The organism is Pedobacter psychrodurus (genome assembly GCF_004331735.1).
Classification (GTDB): Bacteria; Bacteroidota; Bacteroidia; order Sphingobacteriales; family Sphingobacteriaceae; genus Pedobacter; species Pedobacter psychrodurus.
Map to the genome: position 1 here is coordinate 76,831 of NZ_SJSO01000003.1, position 15,151 is coordinate 91,981.

At 41.0% G+C, this 15,151-nt stretch carries 9 protein-coding genes; all 9 read left to right on the plus strand.

Features of this window, described 5'->3' with window-relative positions; genetic code table 11:
• The first annotated feature begins 13 nt into the window (after nt 1–13).
• The 9 genes from EZ456_RS25030 to EZ456_RS03965 all read left to right on the plus strand — a co-directional run bounded on the left by EZ456_RS25030 (nt 14) and on the right by EZ456_RS03965 (nt 15,048).
• Nucleotides 14–172: a hypothetical protein gene (locus EZ456_RS25030; protein ID WP_165501234.1), complete on the plus strand. Its 159-nt coding sequence runs from the start codon at nt 14–16 to the stop codon at nt 170–172.
• A gap of 336 nt (nt 173–508) precedes the next feature.
• Complete coding sequence (locus EZ456_RS03930; RefSeq protein WP_131527508.1) at nt 509–1,093, plus strand: RNA polymerase sigma factor; 585 nt, start codon at nt 509–511, stop codon at nt 1,091–1,093.
• Between the two features lie 201 nt (nt 1,094–1,294).
• Nucleotides 1,295–2,302, plus strand: a complete 1,008-nt coding sequence (locus EZ456_RS03935) for a FecR family protein (protein WP_131527510.1) — start codon at nt 1,295–1,297, stop codon at nt 2,300–2,302.
• Nucleotides 2,303–2,577: 275 nt separating this feature from the next.
• Nucleotides 2,578–5,973, plus strand: coding sequence for a TonB-dependent receptor (locus tag EZ456_RS03940; protein WP_225876459.1), 3,396 nt, complete (start codon nt 2,578–2,580; stop codon nt 5,971–5,973).
• 11 nt (nt 5,974–5,984) lie between these two features.
• Nucleotides 5,985–7,877: a RagB/SusD family nutrient uptake outer membrane protein gene (locus EZ456_RS03945; RefSeq protein ID WP_131527512.1), complete on the plus strand. Its 1,893-nt coding sequence runs from the start codon at nt 5,985–5,987 to the stop codon at nt 7,875–7,877.
• 17 nt (nt 7,878–7,894) lie between these two features.
• Nucleotides 7,895–9,073, plus strand: coding sequence for a DUF5000 domain-containing lipoprotein (locus tag EZ456_RS03950; protein WP_131527514.1), 1,179 nt, complete (start codon nt 7,895–7,897; stop codon nt 9,071–9,073).
• Between the two features lie 42 nt (nt 9,074–9,115).
• On the plus strand, nt 9,116–10,327 hold the full coding sequence (locus tag EZ456_RS03955; RefSeq protein ID WP_131527516.1) for a DUF4998 domain-containing protein: 1,212 nt from the start codon (nt 9,116–9,118) through the stop codon (nt 10,325–10,327).
• A gap of 57 nt (nt 10,328–10,384) precedes the next feature.
• Entirely contained in the window at nt 10,385–12,874 is a 2,490-nt protein-coding gene (locus tag EZ456_RS03960; protein ID WP_131527518.1) for a glycosyl hydrolase, read from the plus strand.
• A gap of 29 nt (nt 12,875–12,903) precedes the next feature.
• Nucleotides 12,904–15,048 carry a glycoside hydrolase family 31 protein gene (locus EZ456_RS03965; protein ID WP_131527520.1) on the plus strand — a complete coding sequence of 715 codons (2,145 nt, stop codon included), beginning with the start codon at nt 12,904–12,906 and terminating at the stop codon, nt 15,046–15,048.
• The last annotated feature ends 103 nt before the right edge of the window (nt 15,049–15,151 follow it).

A 15,151-nucleotide genomic window follows, 5' to 3' on the forward strand; every position in this document is an offset into this window, starting at 1 on the left:
TATCCTGCTGAAAATGAAAAAGTACCTGTCGGTTTTTTGCTTTTTTGTATCGCAGCTACTTACCTCAAGGCGATTAGCAAAAGGTTTTGACGAGGAAGGCCTGTACGGAATAATATATGATGAAACCACAGTACAATATGTACTGAACATGATGGAATTGGTGATCAGGTAACACTTTATTTAATCAAAACTAATAGCTGCAATTGTGGGGCAGACCGCTGATCTGCCCCTGCATAAAATGATAACAAAAATCATAATATGTATCTTAATGATCAAAATGTACATTTTTAAATCGCTATATCAGCGCTAGATTTATCGTTCTACACTAATGCTTATTAGTTGATAACCAAATAGAACGTTTATGAATATCCTTATGTCTGTTTATCTTTTAAGAAAGAGCCAATCTTTTTTTAATGGTAAATGCTCCAAAGTATCTGATTTGTCAGCCCATTCCATTGTAAGTTCTATCACTAACAGCATCCGGTAGGTAACTTCAATTGTATGGGATATGAAATTTGGAAAAGAAATTGATAGCGAAACCTTAATCCGGGTAAGGGAAGGAGATGAGACTGCTTTTCGGATGGTTTATGATACCTATAGTGCACGGTTGTACAACTTTGCATACCGTTTTGTTAAAAATAAGGAACTGAGCGAAGAAATTGTACAGGAAACGCTCCTTAATCTATGGACAAGCAGACATAGGCTCGATGAGAGATATAACATGGGTTCTTATTTGATTACCATTACCAAAAGACTCTCCTTGAATATAATAAGGAATCAATATACCTCAAACATAGCCTTGGATAAAATTGGATCATACAGGATCTGCAACAGCAATGAAACAGAAAATGAGGTAATCTATAATGATCTGTCTAATTATGCAGAGCGGATGGTAACCAAACTGCCTGATAAGCAACAAGAAGCTTTTCGGATGAGCCGTTTTCAGGGATTGTCGCATCTGCAGATCGCCCAGGAAATGCAGGTCTCAGAAAATACAATCAAAAACCATATTACTGCTGCATTAAAAACATTAAGGCTGCGTTTTAAAGGTGCCGATGTTTTTCTGTTTTTGCTTTACTTTCTTTTAAAATAAAAAAAACTAACCAAAATATGGCCTTATCAGGCTTAATCGGGCAATGCCATCAATCAATGGCTTCCGCTGAAAATAAATTTTGATAAGCACTAGTACCTGCCGGCCTCTGGCGTGTATTACTTATATAAACTAACCAAATTAAAACGCCATTAAAGCAGTCAGGCTCCCGAAGTTCCAGCTGGTTTAATCAATAATGACAACGTGGAGGAAGAATACATCTATAACCTTTTAAAAAAGTTTGTAACCAACAGTCTCAGTGATGCTGAATTTTTGGTGTTTAAAGAAATTATTGGTAATCCAGCGTACGCACCTGTAATTGATCGGTTAATGGATAACGAATGGGAAACCCTTCAATCAGGAATTGATTTTTCTAAGTTGCAGTCTGAAATCCTTTATCAAAAAATTACTGCAGATCAGCGTTATAAACCTTCAAATAAGGATAAACCGACATATTTCAATACAATAACAACGAAACTACTATGGGCAGCATGTTTGTGTATAACACTCACATCGGTTATATGGATGGTAAGCTATTACCAGAAACCTGTATCTGCAGCATATATACTTTATAAAGCGCCATTGGGCCAGCGCATTTCCAGATCTCTTCCTGATGGATCGAAAGTATGGCTAAATGCAGGGAGTACGGTACGCATCAATAAAAATTTTAGTAGAAAAATAAGAGAAGTTTACTTGCAGGGAGAGGCCTTTTTCGATGTCGTACACGAAGAGGATAGACCCTTTCTAATCCATACTGGTGAAATAACCACACAGGTATTGGGCACTGCATTTAATGTTAGCGCTTATCCTCAAAAAGAAATCAGTATAGTGGTGTCAAGGGGCCTTGTTGGAGTTAAAGATGAGCACCGTTTGTTGGGCTTGGTAAAGCCAGATCAACAGCTAAAATACGATCGAAGAACCAAAACTTCAAGCTCAGTTCATATTGATGCCCGGTTATATACGTCATGGATACACAATGAGCTCCAGCTAAATAATGTAAGTATGGAAGAGGCCGCTGAAACACTATCCAGATGGTATAATGTTAAGATCCTTTTTAAGGATGAAACGCTAAAAAATAGCATGTTCACCGCTTCATTTCCGAATGATGCTCCACTTAAGCAAGTACTGAACATTATCAGCAAAATTAACAGATTCGATTATAAGCTTTCAGCAGATACCTTATCTATTTACAGATCTGGAGCTGCAAAATAAACTAACCAAACTAAACAAAAAAATGATGAGAAATATCCACACAAAACCAAAATAGGCCGCAGTAAAAAGCCACCATGATTGCGTCATGATGGCCCTAAATTTAGCATCTGAAGCTTCGTAACCGTCAGATGGAGAATCTTAAAAAACAGTTAAGCTTATTTAAAATCAAAAGTAAATATATGATAATTTTTACTAAAGGGACCTTTATACCCATTAGCGTACCTAAAAAATATGTTTTATACCTTATGAGATGCACTACTTTGACCACTGTTGTTATGTTAGTCTGCGCAAGCATGATCATGGCCAAACCGATCAGCGCTCAGGGTATTAATGAAGTGCAGGTTAGGGTTGCCCAGCTTAATGGCAACTTGGCCCTTGCAATAAAAACGGTAGAGGCACAAACAAAATTCCGTTTTGCCTATAAAACTGAAGAGACAGACCATTATCAGATCAGTTTAAAAGCCGGATCGAGGTCTTTAGCTAAAACGCTCGATCTGCTGCTGGTTAATACAAACCTAAAATACACAGTCGAAGGAGATTATATCCTGATCTCAGCAAAAGAAAATGTGGTTAAACCCTTCAAAAAAGCATCAGAAGATATTACCGTAACTGGTGTGGTAAAAGATAAAGGAGGTGTGCTCCCAGGTGTTACGGTTTATCTTAAAAGCGATCCTAAGCGTGGCGTACAAACCGATGGGAATGGTCGTTATACCATCAAAGTGCCAGCCAATGGTACCCTGGTGTTTAGTATGATAGGCTTCGAAGCCAGGGAAGCCCAGATCAATGGAGAAGGTACAATTAATATAGAACTTAGCTCAACCGATAACAAACTTGATGAAGTAACAGTTGTGGCCTTCGGTACACAGAAGAAATCAAGTTTGATCAGTTCCATCACCACAATAAGTCCTAAAGAGCTTAAAGTGCCCTCAAGCAACCTTACAACAGCATTAGCAGGAAGGTTGGCCGGGGTTATTGCTTATCAGCGTACGGGAGAGCCCGGACAGGATAATGCGGCCTTTTTTATACGTGGCGTTACTACTTTCGGTTATAAAAAAGACCCCTTAATCATGATCGATGGTATAGAGGTGAGTGCTACTGATCTGGCTAGGTTACAACCTGATGATATTTCTAGTTTTTCGATCATGAAGGATGCCACAGCCACCTCACTTTATGGCGCCAGGGGAGCCAATGGTGTAATATTAGTCACGACCAAATCGGGTAAAGAAGGGCCAGCGCGTATATCTGTCCGTTTCGAGAATTCTATATCTTCCAATACCAAAAAGGTAAATCTGGCAGATCCCATCACCTATATGCAGCTCGGTAACGAAGCCGTACTTACGCGGAATCCTTTAGGAATTCTCCCGTATTCCCAAAACAAGATCGATAATACCATTGCGGGCTTAAATCCAAATGTATATCCGGCAAATAACTGGATGGATCAGTTGATTAAAGATAGAACCAATAACCAGAGGTTAAATTTTAATGCCAATGGAGGAGGAACTGTTGCGAAATATTATATCGCAGGTACGCTGAACCAGGATAACGGCATTTTACAAGTCGATCAGAGAAATAATTACAACAGTAACATAGATCTCAAATCCTATCAGCTGCGCTCCAATGTGAATATCAATATGACAAAAACCAGTGAGGTAATTGTAAGGCTATCTGGCAGTTTCGACGACTATACAGGTCCAATTGACGGTGGTAGCGGCGTATATTCGAAGATATTGAGATCTAATCCTGTATTGTTTCCGGCTTATTATCCATCAGAACTCATGCCCAAAACCAACCATATTCTGTTCGGTAACGAGCGTATTAATGGCACCAATTACATTAATCCCTATGCAGATATGATCAAGGGGTATAAAAACTACTCAAGATCCACTTTGAATGCCCAGTTTGAGTTTAAGCAGGATTTTAAGTTTATTACCCCGGGGCTGAGTGCTAGAGGAATGTTTAATACCTCCAGATATTCCTTTTTTGATATTTTAAGGAACTATAACCCATACTACTATAGCGCCTCTGGTTACAACAGACTCACAGATACTTACGGGCTAACCAGTTTGAACGAAACTTCTGCAACTGAGTATCTTAATTATAGTGAAGGCGTTAAAGATATCAACAGCTCGACCTACATGGAGGCGGCTGTTAACTATAATAAAACAATTGCCAAAAAACATGAGCTGGCCGGGTTATTGGTTTACCAAAGAAGGAACCAGATCTATGCCAATCAGGGTTCACTCCAAAAATCGCTTCCTTACCGCAACCAGGGTGTATCCGGAAGATTTACCTATGGCTACGATAACCGTTATCTCGCAGAGCTGAGTTTTGGCTATAATGGTTCTGAAAGGTTTTATAAAACAGAGCGTTATGGGCTTTTCCCTGCTGCAGGGATTGGATGGTTTGTATCTAACGAAAAGTTCTGGAAACCATTTGAAAAAGTAGTCAGTAAACTGAAACTGAAAGGAACATATGGTATTGTAGGTAATGATGCCATAGGCAGCGCTGAGGATCGCTTCTTTTATCTTTCAGAGGTAAACATCAATGACCCTAACAAGGGATTTAACTTTGGTGAAAACTTTAATGTCTTTAGAAACGGCGTTACCGTAACCCGTTATGACAACCGTGACATTACCTGGGAAACCGCACGTAAGCTAAACCTTGGTTTTGAGCTGGGACTATTTAACAATTTAGAAATCCAGGCCGATTATTTCACCGAGAACCGAAACAATATTTTAATGGACCGTGCTTCCATTCCATCTACTATGGGGCTCTCCGCAACACCACGTGCAAATGTTGGCAAGGCCAAGGCTAGTGGGGTTGATATCTCTGCAGATTACAATAAAACTTTTAGCAGTGGTTATTGGTTGCAGCTCCGTGGTAATTTTACCTATGCGCATAGCGAGTTTACCGCTTATGAAGAACCTCAGTATAATGAGGTTTATAAAACCAGGGTAGGCAAATCGCTTAACCAGAGGTTTGGTCTCATTGCCGAACGCTTATTTGTAGATCAGGCAGAGGTGAATAACGCTCCTGTACAAACCTATGGTGATTATGGCGCAGGCGACATTAAATTCCGTGATGTAAATGGTGATGGCCGAATTACCGACCTTGATCAGGTAGCCCTGGGAAATCCCGAAGTACCAGAAATTATTTATGGAATGGGCTTTTCTACTGGGTATAAAGGTTTTGATATCTCTGCCTTTTTACAGGGATCTGCACGGTCTTCTTTCTGGATCGATGCCCAGGCAACTGCGCCATTTGTAAACTATTACACTTTAGATGAAATTCAGGGCCGTTCGCCGATAACCGGTGTGCCGCAAAATGCGCTTCTACAGGCCTATGCCGATAGCCATTGGTCGGAAGATAATAAAGACCTGTATGCCCTTTGGCCAAGATTAAGTAGCACAGTTAACCAGAACAATGCCCAAACCAGTAGCTGGTTTATGCGCAATGGTGCTTTTTTGAGGTTGAAATCTGTAGAAATCGGTTATTCACTTCCCAAAAAAATGAATACCAGACTGCATCTGGCGAGTGCAAGGTTTTATCTAAGCGGAACTAATCTGGCCACTTTGAGCGGATTTAAACTTTGGGATATCGAAATGGGCGGTAATGGCTTAGGTTATCCGATCCAAAGGGTATTTAATGTGGGCATACAAGTTGGCTTATAATTTATAACAGGATGAAAAATTTAAAAATATACTATATCTTAATTTTTTGCGCCATGATAATGGGATGCAAAAAAGATTATCTGGATGTTGTTCCCGATAATGTAGCCACGATAGAAAATTCATTTACCAGTAGAAATGAAGCAGAAAAATACCTTTATACCTGTTACTCGTATCTTCCTCAGGAAAGCGATATTAACAGTAATCCTGCATTTTTAGCAGGCGACGAATTTTGGACTTATTGGCCAATCACTTCTGGGAATCCGCTTCCGGCCAATCCCCAGCAGATTGCAAGGGGCAATCAGAATGTAAGTAATCCCTATTTAAATTTTTGGGATGGAGCCGTTGGAGGTAAACCACTTTGGAGGGCCATTAGAGATTGTAACATATTTTTAGAGAATGTGGCTAAAGTACCCGATCTGGATCCTTCTTTAAAAGATAGATGGATAGCTGAAGTACAATTTTTAAAGGCATATTATCACTTTTATTTATTAAGGGCTTACGGGCCAATACCGATAGTAGATAAAAACCTACCCATATCAGCTTCAATCGAAGAAGTGAAAGTAAAGCGGCAGCCTGTTGATAAGGTTGTTAACTTCATCGTAGCCCTGCTCGATTCTGCTGCTATCAATCTACCAGCAACCATCCAAAACCGGGCATCAGAACTCGGTAGGATTACCAAACCTGCGGCGCTTGCTATAAAGGCCCGCACTTTAGTAACAGCTGCCAGTCCATTGTTTAACGGAAATTCTGACTTCGCACAACTACAAAACAGCGATGGTACGCCGCTCTTTAATGCGGTAAAAGATGTAGAAAAATGGAAAAGGGCAGCAATAGCATGTAAAGAAGCAATAACAGCATCAGAAAGTGCCGGCATTTTGTTATATGAATTTAATGAACTCGTGAATGTTTCAGCACGTACAAAACTGGAAATGAATATCCGTAATAGTGTTGCAGATCAATGGAGTAACGAGCTAATATGGGGTTTTTCTAACGGAGCCGGTTCATTTATTCAAGGTTGGGCAATGCCTAAGCTCGATCCGAACAAACTGGCCAACGATTCATTTAAAGGAGAACTGGCACCTACCATGCGTATGGCCGAACTGTTTTACAGCGATAAAGGTGTGCCTATTGCCGAAGATAAAACCTGGGATTATCTTAACCGGAACAATCTCCGTACAGCTACCGCTACAGATCAGGATTACCTACAGAACGGATATACTACTGTTGGCCTTCATTTTAACCGTGAAGCCCGTTTTTACGCCAACCTGGGGTTTGATGGTTCGGTATGGTATATGCAGAATGGAACCTGGAAAGTACAGGCAAAGTCTGGTCAGGCACAATCGAGAAAAGGGGCAAATGGCTATTCTACAACTGGTTACTTTGCTAAAAAATTGGTGAATTGGAAATTTGTAATTCTCCCGGATTTTGGCTTTACCCAACAGGTATATGCCTGGCCGATGATCCGTTTGGCTGATGTTTACCTGATGTATGCTGAGGCCTTAAACGAGGCAGACGGACCATCTCCAGAAGCTTATAGTTATATCAACAAAGTGAGAAAAAGAGCAGGGTTGGCTACCGTAGAAGAGTCATGGGCCAACTATTCAACCAATCCAACCAAATATTTATCAAAAGAGGGTTTGAGGGATATTATCCAACAGGAAACCGCTATCGAATTTGCTTTTGAAGGCCATAACTTCTGGGACCTCCGTAGGTGGAAGAAAGCTTCTGAAGTACTCAATAATCAGGTTTATGGTTGGGATATCGATCAGGCAGATGCTCAGAATTATTACCGGAGAAAACCGCTTTTCAGTCAAAAATTTGTAGCGCCAAGAGATTATTTCTGGCCAATAAGTGAAGGAAGCTTAATTGTAAACCGAAACCTTGTTCAAAATACAGGTTGGTAATCTTAAAAAACTAAAATATGAAAACTTTCAAAATATTTTTCCATGTTGGCTTACTCGCCATGTTTTTATTAAGCTGTAAAGAGGATTCGCTTTTACCAGTTGAAAATGATCAAAATAGCCCTGAAGCAGTGAGTAATATAAAGGTAGAAAGCCGACCGGGAACCATAAAGCTTACTTATACCTTGCCAAATGATCCTGATCTGCTCTATGTACAGGCAGAGTATACCAATAAATATGGACAGCTAATTAAAAATAAGGCGTCTTATTTTTCTGATTCATTGGTGGTTACTGGTTTTGCAGATTCTGCAGTACATCAGATGAATGTATATGCAGTTGACCGTAGCGAGAATAAATCCACCCCGGTTACCGTATCGGTAAGGGCGATGTCTCCTCCAATTTTTGGGGTAAAAACCAGTCTGGTACTTCAGGAAGATTTTGGGGGTATAAATGTTACTTATTCAAATCCGAATGAAGCCGATATAGCCGTAGTGGTCTCATATAAAGATTCTTTGGGCTTTTTTGTGCCTAATGAAACGATTTATACCAAACTTAAACAGGGAACTTTTACCTCAAGGGGGCTTCCGCCCAAATCAATAATTTTTGGTGTTTATATCCGCGACCGCTGGAATAACCGCTCAGATACAGTTTTTAAGACACTTACACCAATATTTGAACGCGAACTGGATAAATCAAAGTTTAAAACTGTAACCTTCCCAACCGATATTGGTGGTTATGGGAATGGCCTGGTGGTTTCGAACATGTGGGATAAAGTGATATCGCCTGATTATGGTATGTGGCACTCCAGGGGAGATGCAGGTATGCCGATGCATGTGAGTTTTGATCTCGGAGTTGTAGCTAAGCTTAGCCGATTTGTGTTGTGGCAAAGAAATGGCAATTATATATTCAATCATGGTAACCCTAAGCGATACGAGGTCTGGGGATCCGATAATCCCCCTGCCGACGGCAGTTACACCAACTGGGTGCTGTTAAAATCTTGTGCTTCCATAAAACCTTCTGGGCAGGCTGCAGGCGTAAACAGTGCTGACGATGTCGCCGCTGCCGCCCGTGGTGAGGAATGGAACGTTCCTTTGAATGCGCCAAAGGTAAGGTACATCAGGGTAAAAATACTCGAAAATTGGATAGGCGGCCTTCAGGCGCATATTGCTGAAATGAGTTTTTACGGAAACGACAATTAGGTTTAGTTAAAATCCCGGTTTTAGCCGGATAATTCAATTGAAATGAGACTAGAAATAAAAAATATACAACTGTTTATTTTATTTGCCTGCTGCCTGATCATATCAGCTTGTACTAAGATGGATGCCTACAAAGATTTTGGTGCAGGAAAGGAAGTGCTGTATACAGGAAGGCCAGATTCAGTTATCGCTTTTTCAGGCAACAGCCGTGTAAAAATATCCTGGTTACGTGCTTCTGACCCAAAAGTGGTTAAAACCCGTATTTTTTGGAATAACCGAAAAGATTCGGTAGAAGTGCCACTTCCTGCTGTAGCTGCTAAAAGATTAAACACGATCGTCAATCTGACAGAAGGCAACTATAACTTCGAACTTTTTAATTATGATGCATCAGGCAACCGTTCTGTAGTAAGCAGATGCGCCGGTTCGTCGTATGGTGATGTTTTTCAAAGATCTTTGTTTGGCCGTACCCTGGATAACTTCTATGCAAAACAATTTAACCTGCCCAATAATGCAGCACTAAGCTGGGCCAGTTCTGATGCAAAATCGGTAGGGGTAGAAGTGGTTTATAAAAATACTGTCGGTGTGAACAGGAGGGTAACCAGTTCTGCAAAATCTTCTGTTACGTACTTACCTGATTATGACCTGAGCAGCCCGGTAACTTACCGGACCATGTTTTTACCCGATTCTGCAGCAATCGATACGTTTTTTACAGCTGCGGTTGTAAAATCACCTGGCGTACTTCTTCCCGGGCAGATCCACCTTAAAAATTCGGGATATCCATTTAAAGCAGCTAAAACGGTAGGTAGGTGGGGTACTCTCGCCGATTGGATGGCAAATGATGCTGTTAAGAACCATGATGGACCTGTTGGAGGGCTTGATAATTTAAACACCAGCACCGAGAACTATCTGTCGTACGAATTTTGGGGAACGCCGGCAATTGTAAATGGTAAAGTTTATCAGACAGGAACTTTAGCCCCAGGTGCTTACCGTTTGGTGGTAACGATTTCCAACATCAACAATAACCTTGAAGATTCTTATTTGAGTATAACAAAAGGCACTGAGCTTCCAGATGTTGAGAATATAAATAGTTCACTGGTAAAGCTAAAACTCACCAATAACCAGATGAACAACAAGGATTTTACCCTGTCGTTCACCCTAACACAACAAGAAACAATAACCTTAGGCTTGGTTTGTACTATGAAAACCGTAAACGAAAGTAGTCTGAGGATAAGGAAATTCATGTTTTTTAAAGATTAACCAGAAACTGACTTAGCCTCTCTTAAATAGTTATCGATTCCATTTAATAAACACACAATGAACAAACTCTTTTACAATGTTATTTTTCTATCGTTCAACTTGTTTTTTCTGGGCGGAAATAGCTTTGCACAAATCAAGGCAGAAGCCGATCCAGAAAAGGTTTTTCTAAATCCACCTGAAAGTGCTAAACCAGGTGTATTGTGGATGTGGATGGGCGCTAACTTAAGCAAAGCTGGTATTACCAAAGATTTAGAGGCACTTAAAAAAGAAGGCTTTAACCGTACAACCATGTTCAGTTTAGCCGATGTGACTACACCCTGGGCAGGTGAAATTGGGAAAAGCCCCACACCAGAAATCGTTTCATGGACTGAACCCTGGTGGGCACTGGTACGTCACGCTGCCCAGGAATCAAAACGGCTAGGAATGGATTTCGGAATGTTTAACGGTCCCTCATATGAATCGAGCGGTGGGCCCTGGATTACTCCGGCACTTTCCATGCAGGAAATCTGTTGGAGAGAGGTGAAAATAACCGGGGATAAACATATCAGTATCAATATTGCTAAGCCAAAAGTAAATCCACAGGGTAAATCGCCCTTTCCAATGTATAACCCTGAAACTGGTTTGGTAGAAAAGCCAGATATCGCAGCAAGAAACACTTATTATGAAGATATCGCCTTATTGGCGTTACCTGCAAATGGTGTTGTTCCTAAAGATAAAGTAATCAATTTAACGGATAAAATGAATGAAAACGGACATTTGGAATGGGATGCTCCCGCGGGAGAGTGGACAATTTACAGGTTCGGACACACTACCAGTGGCACACTCATGCAGCCTGCACAATGGAAAGCTACAGGTTTGGAATGCGATAAAATGAGTGAGGAGGCAGTTGCCTTTCATTTAGATCACGTAGTTGAGGAGATTAAAAAACATATTGGTGATTATATTGGCACTAGTTTTACCCATGTTCATTTTGATAGCTACGAAGCCGGAGAACCAAACTGGACCCCGAAAATGAGGGCAGAGTTTTCTTCGAGAAGAGGATACGACCTGCTCCCATACCTGGCTTCATTTGCAAAACGGACCATTGGAAGCAAACAGGATTCCTTAAAATTCAGGGAAGATTTTAGTGCTACAATTAAAGATTTATACCGTGATGTATATTTTGCCACCATAGCCAAAAAGCTAAAAGAAGCTAACCTAACCTTTCTGGCAGAGCCTTATGGAGGGCCATGGAGACAGGATGATGTAATGCCTTTTGTTGGAAAAGTAATGACCGAATTCTGGACACACAAAGGTAAATATTCCCCTTATGAATTAGACCCAACGGTAGCCGCCTTAAGAAAATCAGGGCAGAATATTATCGAAGCCGAAGCTTTTACCGGAGACCCGACCGATAGTAAATGGGATGAAACACCAGCCTGGTTAAAATCGATGGGCGACGCCTCGTTTTGTGCAGGCGTAAACCGCATGATTTTACACCGTTTTGTACAACAGCCCTGGGATGATCAATACAAACCAGGTGCAACCATGGGGCAATGGGGAACACATTTCGACCGTACCCAAACCTGGTGGAAACCCGGCCAAGCCATGGTTGAATATTGGAAACGCTGCCAGGCATTGTTGCAGTGGGGCGGCATCAATAATGCAGAAGGAGATTTTGCGATAACTGATAAAACAGGAAATGCAGACATAAAACACATTCACAGGACGTTAGCCGATGTGGATGTTTATTTCGTAGCCAATGTAAACCGTGCAAAAGGAAACGCGAAATGTAGTTTTAAAGTATCGGGTAAACAACCAGAATTATGGGATGCAGTGACAGGTAACAGGAAAGACCTGCAGGAATTCCAGCAGGCGAACGGAATGATTACCATTCCGCTGAATTTTGATGATTCGCAAAGTTGGTTTGTGGTATTCAGAAAGCCGCTTGCTGAAAAAAAAGGAGAAGTTAATTTTCCAGTTGCAAAACAACTGTCCATTCTTGATGGATCGTGGTCGGTTAAATTTGATGCGGTATGGGGCGGGCCTAAAAATCCGGTAAAGTTCGAAAGTTTACAGGACTGGACAAAAAATGAAAATAAAGGAATAAAATATTATAGTGGAACAGCCTTGTACACTAAAGTTTTTGAAATGCCTAAACAGGCAGAAAACAATAACGATTTGCTTTTAGACCTTGGTACCGTTAAACACATTGCCAGCGTAAAAATTAATAATGTAGACCTTGGTGTAGTTTGGACCGCGCCATGGAGCGTTAAGATCCCGGCGAAATTATTAAAAGCCAAAAACAACAAGTTAGAGATCGAGGTGACCAATGTTTGGGCCAATCGTTTAATCGGCGATGAACAGGAACCGGCCGATATGGAATGGCTTCCGGGGCATATGAACAGCGGTTCATATTTAAAGGAATTTCCGGACTGGTTTTTAAACAAAACCGCCCGTCCCTCAAAAGGCAGGTATACTTTTACCACCTGGAATTATTTTTCCAAAGATAGTGCATTGATTTCTTCAGGTTTAATTGGTCCTGTGCGGATCATGACTACAAAATAAAAAGAAAGCATTTTAATAGAATAACTTAAATGAAGTTTGCAAAATACATAGTACTGGCATGCGCGCTCCTTTTTACCTTCAATCTCCATGCCCAGCAAATCGACTGGGCGGAGGTTGAACCTGGGATCTGGAAAGCTGTTATTGGCAGACCAGAAAAGTACGACCTTTTAAGCGCATCGGGTGTAGGCCCATATCATGCAGGACTGATGAAACTGAAACCTGCTGATTTTCCACTTTCAAAAAACGAAATAAGTGCAAAGGTTATCGACGGTAAAACTTATTTGAGATTTCCTTTAGACCGTTCTGAGCAGTTATTTGGTTTCGGACTTAATTTCAAAACGGTAAATCAGCGTGGCCGGATTTTAGATCTTCATGTTGATCATTACAATGGAACTGATAACGGGCGCACCCATTCGCCAACTCCCTTTTATGTATCTTCAAAAGGTTATGGTGTATTCATCAACAGTGCAAGGTACCTTCGTGTTTACGCAGGTGCAGCGGTATTCCGAGATAGCAAAAATCCACCTCTGGTTCAGGACCGAAATACTGATCCCAACTGGAATCCGCATCCATACTCCGATGCTGTAGAGATATTGGTTCCGGCAGCAGGTGTTGAAATTTATATGATCGGTGGCCCAACAGCGATGAATGCCGTTCAGCGTTTTAATCTGTTTAATGGAGGAGGTTGCCTGCCACCCCGTTGGGGGCTGGGGTTTACCCAACGCCTGGAACGGCTGACAGATGCCGAGGGGGTGGCCGCCGAAGCGAAAGCTTTTGAAGATAAGGGTTATCCGCTTGATTTTATTGGTCTTGAGCCCGGATGGCAAAGTAAATCTTATCCTAATACTTTTGAATGGGATGCCAAACGTTTTCCCGAACCGGAGAAAATGGTAAAAGAGATGTTGAAAAAAAATATCAGGCTCAATTTATGGATCAATCCATATGTTTCTCCCGATGCACCTTTTTATAAAAAAATACTTCCTTATACTGCATCACATACGGTTTGGGCAGGCTTAGTACCAGATCTGAAAACCGATAGCGCCAGAAAACTTTTATTCGGAGCCTTGGAAAAAAACAAAGTTGATATAGGCATTAGTGGTTATAAAATAGATGAAGTGGATGGTGGTGATAGCTACCTTTGGCCAGATGTGGCAACTTTCCCATCCCGTATCCCGGCTGAGCAGATGCGCCAAACCTATGGACTGCTGATGCAACGCTACAGCACCGAGCTTTATCAGAAAAGAAATTTGAGAACCTATGGTTTGGTACGTGCCTCGAATGCTGGTGGGGTATCTTTCCCCTATGTAATTTACAACGATTATTACAACCACCAGGATTTTATCACAGCGCTAATTAACAGTGGTTTCGCTGGTGTGTTGTGGACACCCGAAGTAAGGGCATCTAATTTAGCTGAAGAATGGGTGCGACGCTTTCAATCAAACGTATTCTCGCCAATGGCCATGATCAATGCATGGTCTAGCGGTACAAAACCATGGACTTTCCCTGAAGTTGCGCCCATTATTAAACAGTTTGCCTTACTGCGCATGCAAATGATGCCGTACTGGTATAGTGAGTTTGCCAGATACCATTTTGAAGGTATCCCACCATTTAGAGCTATGAATTTAGAACCTGGTTTTCAGGATATCGGTGTGGTAAAAGAAACCAAAAACTTAAACCTCGAAGAAAATCCTTATGCAAAGGCCATTACCAGAGAAATTAAGGATCAATATATGGCTGGCGAAAATTTACTGGTTGCTCCGATGTTTACCGGACAAAAAAGTAGAACTGTGATTTTACCCGCTGGAAAATGGTTCGATTTCTACACCGGAAAATATGTTGGTGGGGGCGAGGTGATTAACATCACCCCAGGGTTAGATCAGATTCCTGTTTATGTAAAAGATGGTGGAATTATCCCAATGGGTAAGCCACTATTGCATGCCCCAAAAGCCGGTGAAAAAGTTGATCTGGAAATCAGGTATTATGGAACAAAGCCAGGGGAATATAAATTATATGATGATGACGGAGAAACTTTTAATTACGAAAAAGGGGACTATAGTTTCAGGACCATAAAAGTGTTTAAAATAAAAGGAAAATTGTCGGCAAGTATCAGTAAAGCTGAGAAAAATAAGCCTAATTCTGTTGGTGAAATAACTTATAAAATGATGACGCTATAATTTCCAAAAAGTGCATTTTACTTACTGGTAAGGTGCTTTTTTATATTTAAATACTACTTAAACGTTTACGTAAAAACCTTAAATAAATGTTATTATAACGTTT

Excerpts from the sequence above, each read along its gene's own strand:
- EZ456_RS03960 (WP_131527518.1), top strand. The coding sequence starts at position 10,385 with ATGAACAAACTCTTTTACAATGTTATTTTTCTATCGTTCAACTTGTTT.
- EZ456_RS03945 (WP_131527512.1), top strand. The coding sequence starts at position 5,985 with ATGAAAAATTTAAAAATATACTATATCTTAATTTTTTGCGCCATGATA.
- EZ456_RS25030 (WP_165501234.1), top strand. The coding sequence starts at position 14 with ATGAAAAAGTACCTGTCGGTTTTTTGCTTTTTTGTATCGCAGCTACTT.
- EZ456_RS03950 (WP_131527514.1), top strand. The coding sequence starts at position 7,895 with ATGAAAACTTTCAAAATATTTTTCCATGTTGGCTTACTCGCCATGTTT.
- EZ456_RS03930 (WP_131527508.1), top strand. The coding sequence starts at position 509 with ATGAAATTTGGAAAAGAAATTGATAGCGAAACCTTAATCCGGGTAAGG.
- EZ456_RS03940 (WP_225876459.1), top strand. The coding sequence starts at position 2,578 with ATGTTAGTCTGCGCAAGCATGATCATGGCCAAACCGATCAGCGCTCAG.
- EZ456_RS03955 (WP_131527516.1), top strand. The coding sequence starts at position 9,116 with ATGAGACTAGAAATAAAAAATATACAACTGTTTATTTTATTTGCCTGC.
- EZ456_RS03965 (WP_131527520.1), top strand. The coding sequence starts at position 12,904 with ATGAAGTTTGCAAAATACATAGTACTGGCATGCGCGCTCCTTTTTACC.